Annotated in this window: 18 protein-coding genes; all 18 read right to left on the minus strand. The window is 52.7% G+C overall.

What is annotated here, in order from left to right:
* Positions 1 to 69: 69 nt before the first annotated feature.
* On the minus strand, positions 70 to 1,122 hold the full coding sequence (locus GXX34_00765) for a TRAP transporter substrate-binding protein (protein HHW06056.1): 1,053 nt from the start codon (positions 1,120 to 1,122) through the stop codon (positions 70 to 72).
* A 92-nt stretch (positions 1,123 to 1,214) separates the two neighbouring features.
* Positions 1,215 to 2,492 (minus strand): TRAP transporter large permease, encoded by a 1,278-nt coding sequence (locus tag GXX34_00770; protein ID HHW06057.1) that lies wholly within the window; start codon positions 2,490 to 2,492, stop codon positions 1,215 to 1,217.
* A complete protein-coding gene (locus tag GXX34_00775) occupies positions 2,486 to 3,001 on the minus strand; it encodes a TRAP transporter small permease (protein HHW06058.1) in 516 nt (171 codons plus the stop codon). Before GXX34_00775 ends, GXX34_00770 begins: the two co-directional genes overlap by 7 nt.
* Before the next feature lie 99 nt (positions 3,002 to 3,100).
* Positions 3,101 to 4,711, minus strand: coding sequence for an FAD-dependent oxidoreductase (locus tag GXX34_00780; protein ID HHW06059.1), 1,611 nt, complete (start codon positions 4,709 to 4,711; stop codon positions 3,101 to 3,103).
* The gene (locus tag GXX34_00785) at positions 4,704 to 6,392 is read right to left on the minus strand and encodes an FAD-binding protein (protein HHW06060.1); all 1,689 of its coding nucleotides are present in this window, start codon (positions 6,390 to 6,392) and stop codon (positions 4,704 to 4,706) included. The genes GXX34_00780 and GXX34_00785 overlap by 8 nt, the downstream gene beginning before the upstream one ends.
* A gap of 403 nt (positions 6,393 to 6,795) precedes the next feature.
* The gene (locus GXX34_00790) at positions 6,796 to 6,936 is read right to left on the minus strand and encodes a CcmD family protein (protein ID HHW06061.1); all 141 of its coding nucleotides are present in this window, start codon (positions 6,934 to 6,936) and stop codon (positions 6,796 to 6,798) included.
* Between the two features lie 11 nt (positions 6,937 to 6,947).
* Positions 6,948 to 7,583, minus strand: a complete 636-nt coding sequence (gene ccsA, locus GXX34_00795; GenBank protein HHW06062.1) for a cytochrome c biogenesis protein CcsA — start codon at positions 7,581 to 7,583, stop codon at positions 6,948 to 6,950.
* A 59-nt stretch (positions 7,584 to 7,642) separates the two neighbouring features.
* Positions 7,643 to 8,320 (minus strand): ABC transporter permease, encoded by a 678-nt coding sequence (locus GXX34_00800; protein ID HHW06063.1) that lies wholly within the window; start codon positions 8,318 to 8,320, stop codon positions 7,643 to 7,645.
* Complete coding sequence (ccmA, locus tag GXX34_00805; GenBank protein ID HHW06064.1) at positions 8,317 to 9,024, minus strand: heme ABC exporter ATP-binding protein CcmA; 708 nt, start codon at positions 9,022 to 9,024, stop codon at positions 8,317 to 8,319. The genes GXX34_00800 and ccmA overlap by 4 nt, the downstream gene beginning before the upstream one ends.
* A 15-nt stretch (positions 9,025 to 9,039) precedes the next feature.
* Positions 9,040 to 9,984, minus strand: a complete 945-nt coding sequence (locus GXX34_00810; GenBank protein ID HHW06065.1) for a hypothetical protein — start codon at positions 9,982 to 9,984, stop codon at positions 9,040 to 9,042.
* A 27-nt stretch (positions 9,985 to 10,011) separates the two neighbouring features.
* A complete protein-coding gene (locus GXX34_00815; GenBank protein HHW06066.1) occupies positions 10,012 to 10,407 on the minus strand; it encodes a hypothetical protein in 396 nt (131 codons plus the stop codon).
* A gap of 40 nt (positions 10,408 to 10,447) precedes the next feature.
* On the minus strand, positions 10,448 to 12,421 hold the full coding sequence (locus tag GXX34_00820) for a heme lyase CcmF/NrfE family subunit (GenBank protein ID HHW06067.1): 1,974 nt from the start codon (positions 12,419 to 12,421) through the stop codon (positions 10,448 to 10,450).
* 40 nt (positions 12,422 to 12,461) lie between these two features.
* Entirely contained in the window at positions 12,462 to 12,863 is a 402-nt protein-coding gene (locus GXX34_00825; protein HHW06068.1) for a cytochrome c maturation protein CcmE, read from the minus strand.
* Between the two features lie 81 nt (positions 12,864 to 12,944).
* On the minus strand, positions 12,945 to 13,880 hold the full coding sequence (locus tag GXX34_00830; GenBank protein ID HHW06069.1) for a hypothetical protein: 936 nt from the start codon (positions 13,878 to 13,880) through the stop codon (positions 12,945 to 12,947).
* A 261-nt stretch (positions 13,881 to 14,141) separates the two neighbouring features.
* Positions 14,142 to 14,348, minus strand: a complete 207-nt coding sequence (locus GXX34_00835; GenBank protein ID HHW06070.1) for a heavy-metal-associated domain-containing protein — start codon at positions 14,346 to 14,348, stop codon at positions 14,142 to 14,144.
* A gap of 26 nt (positions 14,349 to 14,374) precedes the next feature.
* A complete protein-coding gene (gene trxB, locus GXX34_00840) occupies positions 14,375 to 15,295 on the minus strand; it encodes a thioredoxin-disulfide reductase (protein ID HHW06071.1) in 921 nt (306 codons plus the stop codon).
* A 213-nt stretch (positions 15,296 to 15,508) separates the two neighbouring features.
* Entirely contained in the window at positions 15,509 to 16,912 is a 1,404-nt protein-coding gene (locus GXX34_00845; protein ID HHW06072.1) for a M23 family metallopeptidase, read from the minus strand.
* Between the two features lie 174 nt (positions 16,913 to 17,086).
* The coding region (locus tag GXX34_00850) for an SPASM domain-containing protein (GenBank protein HHW06073.1) at positions 17,087 to 17,899 on the minus strand (813 nt) is incomplete at its 5' end.

The following is a 17,899-nucleotide window of genomic DNA, read 5'->3' on the forward strand; positions in this document are numbered from 1 at the left end:
CATTACCCGAAATCCTTTGCCTCGTTGAGGAAGCCCTGCAGGTAAAACCTGCAGGGCTCGTCCTTAGCACTATTTGGTATTGAGCACAGCCTCAACGATATCCTTGCCTACAGAATCCTCATACTCCTGCCAGACCGCTAACATCTTTTCCTGGAACTTGGCCTTTTCTTCGGGAGTGAGTTCGATGACTTCCATCCCTGCTTGTTTCATCTCTTCCAGGAATTCGCTCTCCTTGGCATTGATTTCTTTTCTTTGCCAAGCTTCAGCTTCTTTGGCCGCTTCAGCTATGATAGTTTGATACTCAGCCGGCAGCCGGTTCCACAAGTTATCGTTGATCAAGACCATAATACCTGCCCACTGGTGCCCGGTTAACGTGATGTACTTTTGCACTTCGTAGTAACGGTAAGCGTAAACGTTACCGACAGGATTATCCTGGCCGTCCACCGTACCCTGCTGGAGAGCGGTAAATACCTCGCTGAGGGCCATAGGACTAACTTGAACATCCAGCGCCCGGAAAGTGGCTACGTTAATCGGGCTGTCAGTCACTCTCAGTTTAAGGCCGGCCATATCCTCCGGGGTGCGAATCGGCTTCTTGGAGTTGGTAATGGTTCTAAAACCGCTTTCAAACATGGCCAGAGTCCGGATCCCGGTTTCCTTCAGTAAGCCTTCATAAAGCTGCTGGCCTACCGGGCCATCCGCTACTGCGTAAGCGTGCTCCTTGTCCCGGAAAATGAACGGGAAATAGAATATATCCAGCGGTTTATAGAATGGTGCCACGTTCGTGGTAGGAACAAGTGCCATATCAATGGTACCGAGCTGCAATCCTTCCGCCAGGTCCCTGGAGCTGCCCAGCGTATTGTTGGGGAAGATCTTGATGTCCACATTACCGTTTGTTCTTTCCCTCACCAAGTCTGCAAAGAGAACTGCTCCCTGGTGCAGCGGTTGTTTTTCATCATACGGGTGTCCCAGTTTGATGCTGAACTTCTGTGCCGGCTCTTGACCGTCGGGTTCACTGGCCGCAGGTTCGCTGCTGCCGCCACTACCACCACAGCCGACAATTCCCACCAACAATGCCGCCACCAGGATAACCACTAACCCAACAACCATCAGGCGCTTCTTCATAAATAACCCTCCTTTGTGAAATTAGTTAACCGGATGAGGATACGCCAAAGCCTTTAAACCATCCCCCCTTTTGTGGCCCAGGACAACTCAGCTCATTTCAACACATTCACCAACCACAAGCTGACGGGTGGATAATAGGTGATGATGAGCAGGTCAATAATAACCACCACGATGTAGGGCCAGATTCTGGCCATGATCTCTTCCAAGGAAATTTTGCTTATAGTGGCAGCGACAAAAAGGTCTACCCCCACGGGAGGAGTAATAGTACCTATACTCAAATTCACCACCATGATAATCCCGAAAAGCAACGGGTCAACTCCAAAACTCATGGCCGCGGGAAGTAGAATGGACGCAAACAGGGGTAAAGCGGCAGCAGCATTCATGAGACAGCCGACTACGAGCAGCACCATATTGACCAGGATAAGAAAAACCACCCCGCTGTCGGAAAAACCGGACATACTCGCAGCCAAAAGCTGGGGAATTTCATTAGCAGTAAGCACCCAGGCCAGGAACCCGGCGGTATTCATCACCAGCATAACCACAGCCGTGGATAAAGCAGAGTTGAAGAAGATTTTGGGTAACTCTTTCCACTGCAATTCCCGGTAGATAAAGAAACCGACGATGGCACCGTATACACAAGCTACGGCGGCTGCTTCCGTAGGGGTGAAAACCCCCCCGTAGATACCTCCTAATATAATCACCGGCATCAAAAGAGCCCAAATTGCATCTTTAAAGCTGTGCCATATCTCGGCAAAACCTGACCAGGGTTCCTGGGCGTATTCCTTGTCCTTGCATAACCACCAGTTTAGCAACATGAACGTTATACAGATTAGAATCCCCGGCAAGAAACCGGCGATAAAAAGGTCACCCACAGATACTCCGGCCATGACGCCGTAGAGGACCATCAGAATACTGGGAGGGATAATCATCCCGGTAACGCCGGCTGCGGCAATAGTGGCAGCCGTGTAACCCACCGGATAACCCTTATCCTTCATGGTAGGTATCATCACCGACCCAATAGCTGCCACCGTGGCAGCATTGGAACCGGATAGAGCAGCAAAGAAGGAAGATGCCAGGATGGCTATTCCCCCTAGGCCGCCCCGGAAGTGTCCCACCAGGGCCCCGGCGAATCTCACCAGTCTTTTCGAAACACCACCCTTAGTCATCAGCTCTCCGGCCAGCATAAAATACGGGATGGCCAGTAGAGGAAAAGAATCGTTACTGGTAAACATTCTCTGGGCCACCACAGTTAAGGGAATATTTCCCATGAACAGCAGACCTACAATGCCGGCCAGTCCTAACGCAACAGCAATCGGTACCCGGATGAACATTAACAGAAACATGGAACCGAAAACCAACAGGCTTAACATTCCGTCACCTCCCCTTGAGCCTTGCTACCTGCCAGCTTGGGGTTGATTTCACGGATTAGCTGCTCAACGGAGTATAAAAGCATGATGAAGGACCCAACGGGAATAGCCAGATAGACGGATCCCATGGGGATTTCCATGGCAGGGGAAGCCTGTTTCCAGGTGGCCCCAACTAATTCGCCGCCTTTGACCAAAACGATCAAAAAGAAAACAATACAGCAAAGGGCAGCAGCAATTAAGGCTATTCTTCTTGCTTTCTCCGGCATCCAGTTGACAATCAGTTCAATGGCCGCGTGGCTTTGCCTGCGCAGGCATACCGGAGAAGCCAAAAACACTCCCCAGATGAACATATAACGAGCTACTTCTTCGGTAAAGTACAAATAATTACCGAAGGCCACATACCTGCACAGAACTTGCATGGCGCCCATGATAATCATCACCGCAAAAGTGAGTACGGCCCCGAATGTGCAGATTTTCTCTAACCCGTCCAGGCATACTTTAAAATATCTCAAGCGAGCCCCTCCTCAGGAATCTCCTACTTGCCGGGTTGAACCCGGCAAGTAGGAGCAGGATGTGGATTCCTGTCTTACAAACTGCTTCGTACCCGGAAGTTACCTCATTAAATAAGGTATCTTCACATAAAGGGCTTCTTGCGGGCACTCCACCTCGCACGGCAGGCAAGACCAGCAGGTTCTAAATTTACCGTAAGGTTCGCCGCAGGAGAGACAGCGCTTTGCTTCCAGGAATGCCTGCTCTTTGGTGATGCCTTGTTCCAATTCCTTGAAACTGGCTCTTTCCGCTCCCGGCAGTTTGGGCGGCTGCAATCTCGGTATGGCTTTAGCTTTGGAAAAATCAACCTCAAAGTCCAGGTCACAGGAGGCCAACCGGTTACGGTCGAAAGCCAGGGGCAGGTCATTCAGATACCGGTCCACGGAAATGGCGGCTTCTCTCCCCATGGCCATAGCGTCAGCTACCGATTTGGGTCCGGCAATCACATCCCCGGCGGCAAATACTTTGTCCACGGAGGTTTGTTTGGTTACGGCATCAGCCAGCACGAACCCGTTTTTCACGACAATGTCACCTAAATCCAGTGCTGTGTCCATGGCTTGTCCAACGGCTACCACCACCAAATCGGCGTCGAACACTTGTTTTTCTCCCGGAGAGAACTTGGGATTAAATTGGCCGTCCTCATCAAGAACGGCAAAGCAACGCTGGAATTCTACCGACTTGACGTAACCGTCCTCCACCACAAAGCTGGTAGGACCCCAACCGTTTTCAATGATAATGCCTTCTTCCAATGCATCGGCAACTTCCCATGGATAGGCCGGCATGCTTCCGCGGTCCTCCAAGCACACTACCCTGACCTCTTTGGCACCCAGCCGGTAGGCAGTTTGCGCCACATCGATAGCTGTGTTACCACCGCCGATGACCAGTACGGTCTTGTCTTTGGTGGAGTTTGGCGTGTTGTCCTTGGCTTGCTTTAGGTAATCCAATGCCGCATAGACATTGACGGCCTCTTCTCCCGGCAAGCCTAATTTCTTAGAAACCGGTATCCCCGTCGCCAGGATTACGGCCTGGTGCTGCTCCAGAATCTCCTCTAGGCTTACATCTTGGCCAACTCTGGTGTTGTACCGGACTTCCACACCCATCTCAGCCAAGACACTTGTTTCTTTAAGCACCACTTCTCCCGGCAGGCGGAATTCGGGTATGCAGCTGGTCAACATGCCTCCTAACCGGCTGCCCGCCTCATAAATAGTCACTTGATAGCCTTTTTTCCTTAAGGTGTATGCTGCCATCATCCCGGCCGGCCCGCCGCCAATGACGGCCACCTTCTCCGGTCGTTCTTTTTCCGGCAGGGCCTGCTCGATGTCCAGCCTGTAGTTATCTGCCAGGTACCTCTTCAGTACTCTTAAGGAGACCCCGCTGCCGTCCACCTTATTCCGGTGACATTCCGTTTCACAGGGATGATGGCAAACCCGGCCCAGAATACCGGGGAAAGGCAAATCCTCTCCGATTACTTCCAACGCTTTGGCCTCTTCTCCCCTGGCGATCAGTTGGGCATAGCCTTGACAATTCAAACCCAAGGGACAAACCTGCCGGCAAGGGGCCAGCTTCATTCTCAGGTTATCGACTATACACACTTCCACACACTTACCGCAAAAGATGCATTTTTCTTTATCAACGATAATATTCTGTGCCAGTGCCTCAAGGATATTAGTCATGTACTGATACCCTCCCTTTGAAGTTCTCATCTATGTTCAGTACCTTTTGGGGGTCGCGAAGGGTAACCACCGGTTTATTTGTACTAGCGTCCTTTTTCACTATCAGCAGTTTAAGATAGTTCTCGTCGTCTCTTTGCGGGTAGTCAGAGCGGTAATGCCAGAATCCCCACCTGCTTTCTTTCCTTTCCCGGGAGGCCGTCGCCGACAGGATGCCGCAGGAAATAATGTTTTCCACTTCCAGGGCTTTGACCAGGTCGTGTACCCTGTTGATCCTCACCTTTTCAAATAGTTCTTTCTCCATCACTTCCATGGTTTCAAGGCCGCGCCTGAGTTTATAATCATTCTTAGGAGGCGCTATGAATTCCTGGATCAACCTGCGGGTCTTATATTCGAACTCCTCAATGGATACTTCCCCACTGGCATCCTGCCAGCGGTTGACTTTATCCTTGATGGCTTCCACAAAGGGAGCTGCATCGGCCCGGTCTTCGCCGACGGATTTGGCATACTCGGTAGCGGATTCCGCCGCGATTTCGCCGAATATAAAGGCACCGCTCAAGTGGCCCCTACCGACGCTGGACACGTCCCCGGCAGCATACAGGCCCGGCAGGGATGCTCTGGCCTGCTCATCCACCACGATACCGGTGATACCATGACCACCGCACAGGTAAGTTTCCGTAGGCCCTAGTTCAATGTCCTTGCTTCTAAAGTTGATGCCCCGGCCTTCAAAGAAGCGCTGGCAGGCAGGTTTTTCCGTGGTGAACAAGATGTCTTCGATACTCTTGATCTTCTCCTCGGGCAGGTGGCTCATCCTAATCCTGACATAGCCACGACCGTTCACGTGCTCATTGATGATGGATTTGTTGGAAGGATGACCGTGATCCAGCCTTTCATCAAATGCGTTCAGCAGTTGAGCGCCCCGGGTCAGGGTGATGTACAAAAGAGGCGAACTGATGTCTTTGATGATATAGTAATTCATAGTATATTCCAAGCCCGTTAATTCCGCCCCGGCCCGGTAAGCCATGGTATAGCCGTCCCCTGTATTGGAGGGACAATCATAAACCCCATAGAGATAACCGTTCATGGGCAGCCCAAACCGGGCGCAGCCGCCGGAGGTCATAATTACCGCTTTGGCATGACAGACGATTAATTCCCCGGTCCTAACATTCAGGCCTACCGCCCCGGCCACCCGGCCGTTGTCCACAATTAAATCCAAGGCCATGGTCCGGTTGAGCACAATACAATCAGTCTTTTCCAGTCTTTCGTAAAGAATGGTTTTTAAATTCGGCTCCTTCATGGTGACGGTGTAGCCTTTATTGGGATGAGCCTTCACTATTTCATATTTGCCGTCATATTTGGGAAAATGAACTCCCCAGGAAATGAGTTTCTGCATAATGGGCCAGCTTCTCTTCGCCATCTCATAACTAGGCCCTTCATCGAGAATTCCTTCACAACCCTGGACGGCATCCACCACATAGTCTTCCGGGGTAGCCTCGCCGGGCACCGTAACAATATTCAAGGCATCCATGCCTCTTGGAATACTGCCGCCGTACTTCATGTGGCTTTTCTCGAACACTACAACTCTTTGATCAGGATTCATTTCTTTTGCCCGCAGGGCAGCCATGATCCCGCCGCTGCCGCCACCGATAATGAGAATATCGGTAGAGATGACACTTGTTTTCAATTCACCATTCCTCCTTTTAAGATGGTTTTGCTGGACAGTTGCCGCGAAGTGCCGGCCCCTCATGCTGGATGGAAATTACAACTGGCCCTTAACTCTTGCTTGGGCTAGACAATTCGTGATTTTTTTCTCTTTCCCTTTGCGGGATTTTTACTTAAAATTGTGTATTTTTGATTTCATCATTTGCAGGTGGGCAGGCACCGGTCTAAACCCAGCCGCAGCATCCTGCCGGCACCCGGTAAATAAAAGGCAGGAGAAGGGTTGTCAATGGATCGCCCGGCAGGAACTACGGCCGGCATAGCTTGGCGCTATCACGGCAAAAGACAAGGCGGCAGGGTGCCTGCCGCCGTCCCGTTTGACGAAAAGCCAACAAAAAAAGCAGCATCATGTGCTGCTTGTCCATGGTTTAGCCACGGTTTTCTCTTTGGATGGTTTCTTTCAAGAGCGCCAGTTCCCTTTCGATTTTCTTTTGCCGGCTGCTCAAGGTAAGAGTGTAGCCAAAGATAAATAACCACACGGCTGTATAAGCTGCCCAAACATACGTCATTCCTACCCCTCCTAATCCAGCCGCTCGCGCACGGCACGCTTCAGGTCCTCCAGTTCCTGGCGGCTGTTTTCAATGTATAGAGCCTTTTGCATCAAGTAAAGATACAAAGCGGTAAAGGCAAAAACCGTCACAATCAGGGCATGCAGCATCATGGGGTGCAGACCGCCACCCCCAGAGCCGAAAATCATGGGATGATTCAAGCGCCAGATATGGATGGATAAGTACACAATGGGAATATTGCAAAAGCCGATAATGCCGAAGACAGCGCCCAAGGTGGCTTTCCGGTGATTCTCCGCCACGGCCCCTCGCACCAGGAAATAGGCGATGTAGATAAACCACAGCACTAGGGTGCTGGTCAGCCTGGGCTCCCAGGTCCACCAGGTATTCCAGGCACTTTTGGCCCAAATAGGTCCCGTAACTAACACCAGCGTAGTGAACAAGACGCCTATTTCCGCGCTGGCCCGGCCCAGCCGGTCCCATTTCAGGTCTTTAGTCTTCAAGTAGAGAACACAGGCCACAAAGACCACCACGAAGGCTAAAGCGGCATTCCAGGCCGTGCCTACATGGAAATAGAAAATTTTTTGCACTTCCCGCATTACTTTTTCCAAAGGGGCGTAGATAAAGACCATGTACAGCGAGGCCAGCATTAAGACGCAAGCCACCGCCGCGGTGACATGGTGAAGGGTTTTACCTCTGGGTTCCAAAGCTACACCTCCAATACAAATTCAAATAAAAGAAAGGGCACTACCAGAAAGACCAGGTCATAGACTCCCAGGAGCCGGAGCCAAACCAGGACCTCACTTACTCCGGCGCCGCCGGACAAGATCAGGCCGGTCGCCTTCACGCTGGAAATCAACACGGGCACGATAATGGGAAACAAAATCAACGGCAGCAAGAGTTCACTGCTCCGGGAATTGGCTGCCAGTGCCGCGAGCAGAGTGCCCACACTGGCAAAGCCCAAAGTACCCAATAAGATCACCAGGATGAGCAGGGCCAGGGAACCCTGCAGCCGGAAATCAAATAATACAAAAAACAACGGCAGGGCAATTAACTCCATCACGCCCATGAGAAACATGGTGCCCAGGACTTTGCCGAAATAAATGGCCGTCGGATCCATGGGCGCCAGGATCAATCCCGTCAGGCAGTCCTGCTGCTTTTCCGACAGGAAAGCTCGATTAAGCCCCAAAATACCGGCAAAGGTAAAAGCCACCCAGGTCATGCCCGGGAATACTGCTCTCGTGATGTCCCTGGTCGGCTGGAAGGCAAACGCAAACATCACCACCACCATGATGGCAAAGATCAGCATGGAGCTGATGGTTTGCTTGGAACGCCATTCCAGCAGCAGATCCTTGCAGAAGATGTGCCAGGCATGGCGGATAATCATGCTTGCACACCCCCTACGTACCGGCGGTAGAGTTCTTTAAACTGGGCCCCAGTGAGGCCGCCGGTTTGGGTGCTGTACACCAACCGCCCCTTGTTGAGAATCAGAACCCGCTGGCTTAACTCCAAACCCTGCTCATAATTATGGGTCACCATGAAGATGGTCCGCCGGTGGTCCGCCAGGCGGCGCAGCACACCGTTTAGAATATCAATGGCATGCTGGTCTAAACCCGTATAAGGTTCATCCAAGAACAGCAACACCGGTTCATGCAGGATGGCCCTGGCGATGGCCAGCCGCTGCTGCATCCCCCGGGAAAAAGTCCGCACCGGGTCATGCAAGACGTAATGCAGCCCTACTTCATCCAGCACCGCCTCAATCCGGGCCGGCAGGTTGGGCACCCCATAGAGTTTCCCGTAAAAAGCCAGATTCTCATAAGCGGACAGGTTGTCATACAAGAAGGTGTTATGGGAGATGACTCCCATCTTCTGTCTTAGTTTTCTTTCGGCTTCACCGGCATCTTTACCGTCAATGTAGACCTTACCCTTGGAAGGCTTTAACACCAGGGACAGGATTTTCAGCAGGGTCGTCTTGCCGGCGCCGTTAGGTCCCAGCACCGTGACAAATTCTCCCGGCTGGATAGCCAGGTTAATATCTTTAAGAATAAACCGGCCGGCGATTTCCTTGGAGACATTTTCTGCCCGGATGATGGGAGATACCCCCCTCTATTCGGTAAACTGCTTTAATTTGGCTTTCACTTCTAATAATTTCTTTTTATACAACTCCAACTGCTGGGCATAATCCTCGTCATCAATGGTTCCTTCCGCCTTTTTCTTCTCCAGTTCCAACAGCTTCTCTTTCAGGAATTTCTCCCTCACCAAGTACCTTTGGAATACTTCCTCTTCCCTTTCCGCCTCTGTCTTGGCCCGCACCGCCTCTTTACGCCGTTTCACCAGGTACCATACCAGAAGCCCCACCGGTACGCCGATCACCACTACCATAAATAAGTGAGGCTCTATACCGCTGAAAGCGGATTCTTCCCACCGCTGTACATGACCGGCCGGATGAAAAGGAGGCACGCTTTCCCGTTCCACGGTGCCGGGCACGTTTTCACCGCCCATGGTGTCGGGCACCACTGTCATCTTCAGGGTGTCTCCTGCACTGAAGGCCCCGGCATAAATCACCAGGGACGTTTCCCCCATGGGCATGACGCCCTGGTTCTCCAGCTGGTCACTGACAATTCGCAACTGCCCGGCAGGCACCATAACAAAGAAAGTGGGGGTATCATAAAAAAAGTCCCTCTCCCAGAAAAAATGAGGTATGCCCCCGGCGGTTTCGATGTAGTAATCAAAATTCACACTCTGTCCCCCGCCGCCGGCAGCCGTTTCCAGGTGGAGAATGAGTTTTCCTTCTTCCACCTCCACTTGTGTTTCTTCCATACCTTCTCCCGGTTGTACGTCCACGGCATTGGCGGGCAGGGGCAACACCAGGGAACCTTCGCCGGCCGCTTCCAGCATATAACGTTCCCTGACCAGCAAATCCCCTGCCTGGGTCAGGCTGAGGGTCAAATGGTTAACCTCCACCTGCACCTCAGCCCCACTCACCGCTGCCCCGCTCAGCAGCCAGCACAAGGCTGCCAGTAAACCGATCACTTTGCTGATATTTTTCATACCTTCACCCCTGGTATCCTAGCAATCCTATTCCTGCCTGGCTTTGCGGCGAATCTCCGCTAGTTCCCGCTCCAGTTCCTTCTCTAACTCTTGCTCAATTTGAGAGTTCATGTTACCCTGCCGCTTCTTACTTACCGCTTTCTCTTCTTGCTGCAGCAGCTCCACCGCTTTCGGCTGCAGCATTTGCTTCAGCTCCAGGTAATCGCTCTCACTCATCTTACCCATTTTGTAATCAAATTCGATTTCAGCCAGGGCCGTGAAAACCGCTCTCTTTTCCGTATCCTCATCGGAACTGCCGGTGATTTCCAACACCGGATCCCAATCCAGGGCCATCTCATCTTCCTTGCGGAATAAAGGAGAAGCCACCAGGTACACGGTCATCGCCAGCAAGATACCCACAGCAACAACGGTAATTGGGTCCATCTCTCATCCTCCTAGCACACTAAGAATCCGGTCTGCCAACCTAAGCACGAGCGCTCAACCTGGGCCCCAGGCCGCTGCCTTTCCCGGGCCAGACTGCAAAGATGGTTCCTAACACCAAGAGATGACCCCCAATCCACATCCAGGCCATTAACGGGTTCACATCGACTTTGAAAGTGGCTTCCTGTCCTCCCTGATCCCAGGCTGACAGGATCACATACAGGTCTTCTTTTAAACTGCCTAAAATGCTGACCTCGGTGGAAGGCTGATCCCAGTTACTATAGAAAACTTTCTCCGGCGTTACCCGGCCGTAGAATTTACCGTCCTTAGTGACAGGCATGTCCGCAAAAACAATGGCCTTACTGCCTTCCTGTCTTTCCCGCAGCCCCTCGTAAGTAAGGGTATACCCTTTGACCTCAATGGTCTCACCGATTTTGACCGTTTTGGTCACTTCCGTTTGGTAGCCCATGGTGCCCACGATGGCCAGGGAAATCAGCACCACCCCTAAATGCACCAGATAGCCGCCGTACCGCCGCCGGTTCTTAGACAGGAGCCGCCACAAGGCGGTGAGCCATCCTTCCTGGGTTAGCTGGTGTCTCACCCGCACCCCCACCGCAATTTCCTTCAGGTGCGTAAGCCCGACAAAAGTCAGCACGCCAAAAGCCAGCGGCTGCCACAGGCTCCGGTCGCCGCTGGCAATATAGATCCAGGCGGCTACAGGAATAGAAATCACAAAGGGCCACAAACAACTCCCCAAAGTTTTGGTAAGATTCGCTTTGCGCCAGGCGATCAAAGGGCAGATACCCATTAAAAGCATCATCGCCAGCAAGATGGGTCCCGCCACCTGGTTGAAGAAGGGAGGCCCTACCGTTACCTTCACCCCGCGCACGATTTGGGAAACCAAGGGGAAAATGGTGCCCCAGAAGACGGCAAAGGCGGCTCCCACCAGCAGCAGGTTATTCAACAGGAAGCTGCTTTCCCGGGAAACATAGCTCTCAAACTCCCGGCCGTCTTTCAAGGTATCCATCCTGGCAAACAGCAGCCCAAAAGAAGCCAAAGTCATGAAAGCCAGGAAGCTTAAGAAAACGTTCCCCAAATCGGAAGCACCGAAGGCATGCACCGAGGTCATCACCCCGCTGCGCACCAGGTAAGTGCCAAAGATAGTGAGGAGGTAGGTAATGATAATTAAAACCATATTCCAGACCTTAAACATATCCTTCCGCTCTTGAATCATCACCGAGTGAATGAAAGCGGTAGCGGTCAACCAGGGTATAAAGGAGGCGTTCTCCACCGGGTCCCAGGCCCAGAAACCGCCCCAGCCGAGCTCCACATAGGCCCACTGGGCGCCGTAGAGATTGCCCAGTGACAGGAACATCCAGGCAATCACCGACCAGCGGCGGGTGGCTTTGATCCACTCATCCCCGGTCTGCCTGGTGAACAAAGCGGCCATGGCAAAAGCAAAAGGCACGGCAAAACCCACATAACCCAGGAAAATGGTAATGGGATGGATCACCATGCCCGGGTTCTGCAGCATGGGGTTAAGACCATACCCGTCAGTAACCGGGACGGGAGTACGTTCAAAAGGATTAGCCAAAAAGATGAGGGTAAACAAAAAGAAGACGCTGTTCACCAGCAGCACTACATTCACATAGGGAATGGTCTTGTCGTGGCGATGCTGTTTGGAGTAAGCCACGATGGCACTATAGATGGTCAATACCAGCGCCCACAACAATAAGGACCCGGCATTGCCCGCCCAGAAAGCGGAGAACTTATAAAACAAGGGCAAATCCCTGCTTGTATATTGATACACATACAGGACCGAAAAATCCCCTTTAAGGAGCAAGTTCACCAGCGCCAGGGAAGCTACGCTGACCAGGATGGCTACCGCCAGGATCCCGCCCTTGGCACTCTCCCCTAATCTCTTGTCGTTGGACCGGATGGCAAAAATCTGTACCACCAGCGAGTAGACCGCCGTCGCCAGAGCCAAGATGAGAGCAAAATAACCTAAATCAGCCATGATATCCTCCCGCTATTACCATGATAGTGAATCCCACAGACTACTCCTCAGCCGCTTCATACTTACTGGGACATCTCGTTTCCACGGTATCGGCCACAAACACGCCGGCGCCATGGTCATATCTTCCCCTTAGGATCGCCTCGGCTCCGCCCTCATAATCCAGGTTATCCGGTGCCACATCGTAATAGATAATGGGCAGCTGGTACTGGCCGTCGGTGACCAGGAATCTCAGTTCGATTTGTTCCCCGTTCCACTCAATGGTTTCCGGCAATACCTTTCCTTCTACCAGCAGGTATTCACCGGCATAGTTGTCACCGTTTAAGACCAGGTCGCTAATGCTCACCTGAAAGCCCGCATTGCCGCTGAACCCGGCCACCATCAAATAGGCCATGGCCCCCACAATCACTAACAGCCCGATGGACATTTTCACCTTCTTGGACAACTCTCCGTCCCCCTCACTTTCTCGTTTTAAGATAATCTACCAAATTAACATGCCAAGATCAACACTTATTAGCAATGATTCCTAATTTCTCTTATCCAGTTCTTTCATCAATTTTTCATAGGTTTTCTCGTCAATCCTGCCCTCCAACAGCATTTTTCTCAGCTTTTTCCTTTGATCCGGCGGCTCTTTCCCGGCGCCGTTCTGCTTCTTGCCGGCGGGGGCCTTTTTCTGTCCTTTGGCGGCCGCAGTCTTTTTGCCCGGCACCACTTCTCGCCTTGAGGGATTATTGCGCAAGGCGATGAACAGCACCAGGCCGAAAACGGCCAGTAATACTAACACCATTAGCGCCACCGTGCCGGTGTTCATGGAAGAACTATCAGGTTCCTCGGCGGGCACTTCCGCCGGCTCCGGGTCCAGGGAAGGCAGGTTATCTTCCTTAAAATATTCTATATTGAAAGCCAGGGGTTCTTCCGCCCCGACATCATTATACCGGTACAAGTGAACGTCAAATCCTTCCGAATCCATAAACCGGTCTTCCGCCGGAGGATGCAAGTTGAATTCCGTGGACCGCAGGGGCTGTTTGATTTCCACCGCCAGCTCCGCTACCGGGTATTTGGAGACGAACTCCACCGGAATGCTCCTGTGCCCCGCTTCCTGAAAACGAGGATAACGGTACTCCAGCAGCAAGGACAGCTGCTCACCCGGCGCCAGGGCCGCAGGCAGTTCATACTTGACCAGTTGGTGGTCTCCTTTGTCGACCACTTCAAAGTAGCGGGGGTACATGCCTTGTTTCACATCAACCAGGGTCGAAGGCTCCACATTTTTAGGCAGTTGAAACCAAACCTCTCCGCTGACCGGTGCATCTCCCTGATTCACAAAAAGAGCCGCTTGGCTGACAATGACATCCGGAGTATAGTATTCCGGCCAGATGGCTAGATGCAACTTCTCCACCACCAGAGCCTCCCGGGCTTGTCCGGTGCCGGCAAAGCCGGTGACCACAAGACAGACAAACGTCAAGATACACAGTAACCGCCTTTTGTCCAAAAAGAATCTCAACCGGTTCCACCTCGCCTACTGCAGTGTATTTCCCCGGCCCCTTCGGGCCTCGCCCCGGGGCTCATGATTACACCTCTTGCAATTTGCTTACAAAAAAATTGCCAAAAGCCAGTTCTCAGCTTTGAAAGATTCTTTCCATAAGGACTAAAATCCTGCCTCGGGGTCTTTAAATTTTCGTTAACATTTTTCCAACAAAAAAGAGCCGGTAGACCCGGCTCCCATTTAAAGTACTTCGTACCCTTCGTCAGTGATGGCTTGTTTGACTTCCGCCAGGGATACTTTGCCTTCGTCAAAAGTCACCGCTACCGTTCCGGCGCTCACGTTGGCTTCCGCTTGACTTACCCCGGGCAGCTTCTGCAAGGCTCGCTCCACCGCCATCTTGCAGTGGTTACAGCTCATGCCTTTCACCGTCAGTACCAAGCTTTCCATCGTAAAACCCCCTTCAATTTGTATCATTACAGCATGCCTGCCAAGTAATGCTCTGCACTGTAAGCGGCAATGGCCCCGTCCCCTACCGCCGTGGCTACCTGGCGCAGGGGCGTGTTGCGCACATCTCCCGCCGCAAAGACACCTTTGACGGAAGTGCCCATGGTCTCGTTGGTAATGATCCTCCCCTGCTCATCAAGGGCCAGCACTCCCTCCACAAACTTGGTGTTGGGCTGGGTGCCGACAAAAACAAAGACACCGTCGAAATCTTCTTCCGTCACTTCGCCCGTTACCACGTGCTTCAAGCGCAGTCTTTCCACTTTCTGGTCCCCTAAAATAGCTTCCACCACATGATTAAGCCGGAACCGGATTTTTTCGTTGCTACGGGCTCTTTCCTGCAGCACATTAATGGCCCGCAGCTCCTCCCGGCGATGAATGAGCACCACTTCACTGGCAAAGCGGGTGAGGAAAATAGCTTCCTCCACGGCGGAATCCCCGCCGCCCACCACCGCCACCTTCTTGCCCCTAAAGAAGGCACCGTCGCAGGTGGCGCAGTAGGAAACACCACGGCCGCGGAATTCCTCTTCCCCCGGCACGCCCAGTTTCTTGGGCTGAGCGCCGGTAGCGATAATGACGGTTCGGGCCCGGTATTCTTTACCGTCGGCCGCCGTCAAAGTCTTGATATCTCCTGCCAGGTCCACGGAGACAATTTCGGCGTTAATGATCTCCAACCCAAACCGGGTAGCCTGCTGCTGAAAGGCCATCATCAGCTCGGGCCCGCCGATACCCTCGGGAAAGCCGGGATAGTTTTCAATTTCACTGGTCAAAAAAGCCTGACCACCCGGCATGGCTTTCTCAATGAGGGCCACCCGGCGCCCGGCCCGGGCTGCATACAGGCCCGCCGTCAAGCCGGCAGGTCCCCCGCCGATAATCAATTGATCATAAACCATGCCATCTACCTCCTAAACTGCAACTGTATTATGCCTCAACCCTTTGGAAACCATGTACATCCAATACCTTTAAATGTCATTATACTGAATTGCTTCGCCGGTTTCAATTATAATCGGAAGGGAATCTGCCGTGAAACTAACCGGCAAAACAAAACCCCTATGGCTTGTCCATAGGGGTGGTATTAAAATACAACCTGACCAAATAAGCGCAGCTCAGCGCAAGTAATTCAAAGGATTCTTCGCCGCACCGTTGACCCGTACTTCAAAATGGAGGTGATTGCCGGTGGCCCTGCCGGTGGAACCCACCAGTGCGATTACTTGACCGCGGGTCACTTGATCGCCCACTTTTACCTTCAACTCGGAACAATGGGCATAGCGGGTTGTCAACCCGTTGCCGTGATCAATAGTCACCATCAACCCGTAGTTCCCCGACCGGCCGGCGAAAATGACCGTTCCCGCTTCCGCCGCACCAATGGGTGTGCCTTTCGGGGCACTGATGTCTAAACCGGAATGAAATTCCCGGCCTCGATAACCATAGCGAGAGGAAATAGTCCCCCTGATCGGCCAGGCCAGTTCGCCGGAACCGCCGTCACCCCGGGAGGCCACCATCACCTTGGTGCCTCGCAGCACGACCTTATCCTGCGGCTCCTTGAGCACCTGCTCCGCCAGGACTTCCTTTGAAACCTCACGACCGTTGCGCTCTACGATCCGGTACACCACCGACTTCTGGCCGGCCACCCCGGGCTTTTTCACCCGCTCCTGGCCGCGGTACATGCTGTCATCAGACTCGTACTTGGTCTTGAAAGGAATGCTTTCATCTTTTTTCAGGCTGTAGGTAGTCACCACATGGAGCAAGGGTTCCGCCTTCACCAGTTTCAATTCCTGGCCAATGGACAAGAGCTCGCTCTTCAACTCGGGATTGGCCGCTTTCAGTTCGTCTACCGTCATGCCGTGTCTCCTGGCAATGGTCCACAAGGAGTCCCCTTCCACCACCCGGTAGATCTCCATCTTTTCCGTCCCGTGATACAGCAATTTCTCCAAAACCTTAGGATCGGAAAAGGCATCCACGGAGCATTCCCTGGGTTCAAAAACCACGTTCTCCTCGAAAGCTACGGTCTCTACCGATAATCCTTCTTTTTCGGCAGGCACGTATTTTTGCTTAATGGCAGCGATAATTCCCTTGGCGGTAGCATAATCCGGAACAATACCTATTTCTTTCCCGTCGATCACAATAGCCGTGGCTTCCGCCACAAAACTAAGGTTTTCTTCCAAGATCGGTTTCAAACCTTGTGCTGCCGTTATTTCCTGCTTCTTCACCCGTACCGGTGCATAGGTTACTTCTTCCAGATGCCGGACGGGACCGTATACACTTTGTTCCCGCAAGAGTTCCTGTAATATTTCAACGGCTTCCGTTTCCTGCGCCACGTAAGCTACCGGCTCTCCGTCAATCACTACTGCGTAAGCATTGGGCTTCGTGAGGGTGTAGTATCCTATGCCACTGGCCAGGACAACGGCCAGCCCAGCTGCTACGAAGCGGACAGCCTTTTTCCTGAGCTGCTCTTTCGCCCGGCCAAACCAGGCACGGAGATGCTGCCCCGCTTCCTCACTGTACTTCAAGTCAACCCCTCCTGTGCAACAAGATCGGCAACCTGTAACCACCCTGATGTTATTCGCCGGGGGGACAAGCTATTCCTGCCGGGGTGATTAACACTTGCCAATTTTTTTCCCAGGTCGACATATTACTGTTACTATAGTCTATGATGTGCCGGGGACAAAGAGTACCTGTTCCGGTTATTTCATTCGTCTCAGGCACTCCAGGTAAATAGCGCACTCCAGCCTTTTCTTCTGCAGCCGGCACCCGGTTTCATAGGGTTCGAATAAGGAACCGGTATGGGCCTCGGCGTTGGCGTGACAGCCGCCGCTGCATAAAAACCTGGCCCAGCAAGCGCGGCAGGCTTCTTTATTGTAAATGTGGGCCTCCCTAAACCGGCGGCTCACTTCTTCCTCAACTATGCCTTGCCACACATCCCCCAGCTTGTAACCGGTCCGGCCGACAAACTGGTGGCAGGGGTACAGGTCCCCTTCCGGCGTTACCGCCAGGTATTCAAAGCCGGCCCCGCACCCGGTCAACCGCTTGGGCAGGCATGGCCCTTGCTCCAGGTCCACGTTAAAATGAAAGAAGTCGAAAGGCCTGCCTTCCGCCGCCCGTGCCAGGTATAAATCCACCAGCCGGTCGTACTCGGCATAGATTTGGGGCAAGTCTTCCTCCCGGAAGGCATAATCGTCTTCCGGCCGGGCCACCACCGGTTCTATCGACAAGGAGACGAAGCCCAAATCATGCAGGTGGCGTACATCCTCGGCAAAGTCCAAATTGAACCTGGTGTAGGTGCCCCGGATATAATAATCCGTGGGCTTCAACTGGGCCACCAGCCGCCGGTAACGGGGCACAATCCGGTGATAACTGCCCTGCCCGCCGGCCATGGGCCGCATCCGGTCATTCACTTCCGGCCGGCCGTCAATACTCAGCACTAAACTCACGTTTTGTTCCCGCAAGAAAGCCGCCGTGTCATCATCGAGCAGCATCCCGTTGGTGGTAAGGGTAAA

It is taken from the genome of Clostridia bacterium (assembly GCA_012840125.1).
In the GTDB taxonomy this organism is placed as follows: Bacteria; Bacillota; DULZ01; order DULZ01; family DULZ01; genus DULZ01.

Bases quoted from the DNA above. Each gene is read 5' to 3' on its own strand.
- GXX34_00765 (HHW06056.1), bottom strand. From the start codon at position 1,122: ATGAAGAAGCGCCTGATGGTTGTTGGGTTAGTGGTTATCCTGGTGGCG.
- GXX34_00820 (HHW06067.1), bottom strand. From the start codon at position 12,421: ATGGCTGATTTAGGTTATTTTGCTCTCATCTTGGCTCTGGCGACGGCG.
- GXX34_00810 (HHW06065.1), bottom strand. From the start codon at position 9,984: ATGAAAAATATCAGCAAAGTGATCGGTTTACTGGCAGCCTTGTGCTGG.
- trxB (HHW06071.1), bottom strand. From the start codon at position 15,295: ATGGTTTATGATCAATTGATTATCGGCGGGGGACCTGCCGGCTTGACG.
- GXX34_00780 (HHW06059.1), bottom strand. From the start codon at position 4,711: ATGACTAATATCCTTGAGGCACTGGCACAGAATATTATCGTTGATAAA.
- GXX34_00770 (HHW06057.1), bottom strand. From the start codon at position 2,492: ATGTTAAGCCTGTTGGTTTTCGGTTCCATGTTTCTGTTAATGTTCATC.
- GXX34_00815 (HHW06066.1), bottom strand. From the start codon at position 10,407: ATGGACCCAATTACCGTTGTTGCTGTGGGTATCTTGCTGGCGATGACC.
- GXX34_00800 (HHW06063.1), bottom strand. From the start codon at position 8,320: ATGATTATCCGCCATGCCTGGCACATCTTCTGCAAGGATCTGCTGCTG.
- GXX34_00790 (HHW06061.1), bottom strand. From the start codon at position 6,936: ATGACGTATGTTTGGGCAGCTTATACAGCCGTGTGGTTATTTATCTTT.
- ccsA (HHW06062.1), bottom strand. From the start codon at position 7,583: ATGCTGGCCTCGCTGTACATGGTCTTTATCTACGCCCCTTTGGAAAAA.
- GXX34_00835 (HHW06070.1), bottom strand. From the start codon at position 14,348: ATGGAAAGCTTGGTACTGACGGTGAAAGGCATGAGCTGTAACCACTGC.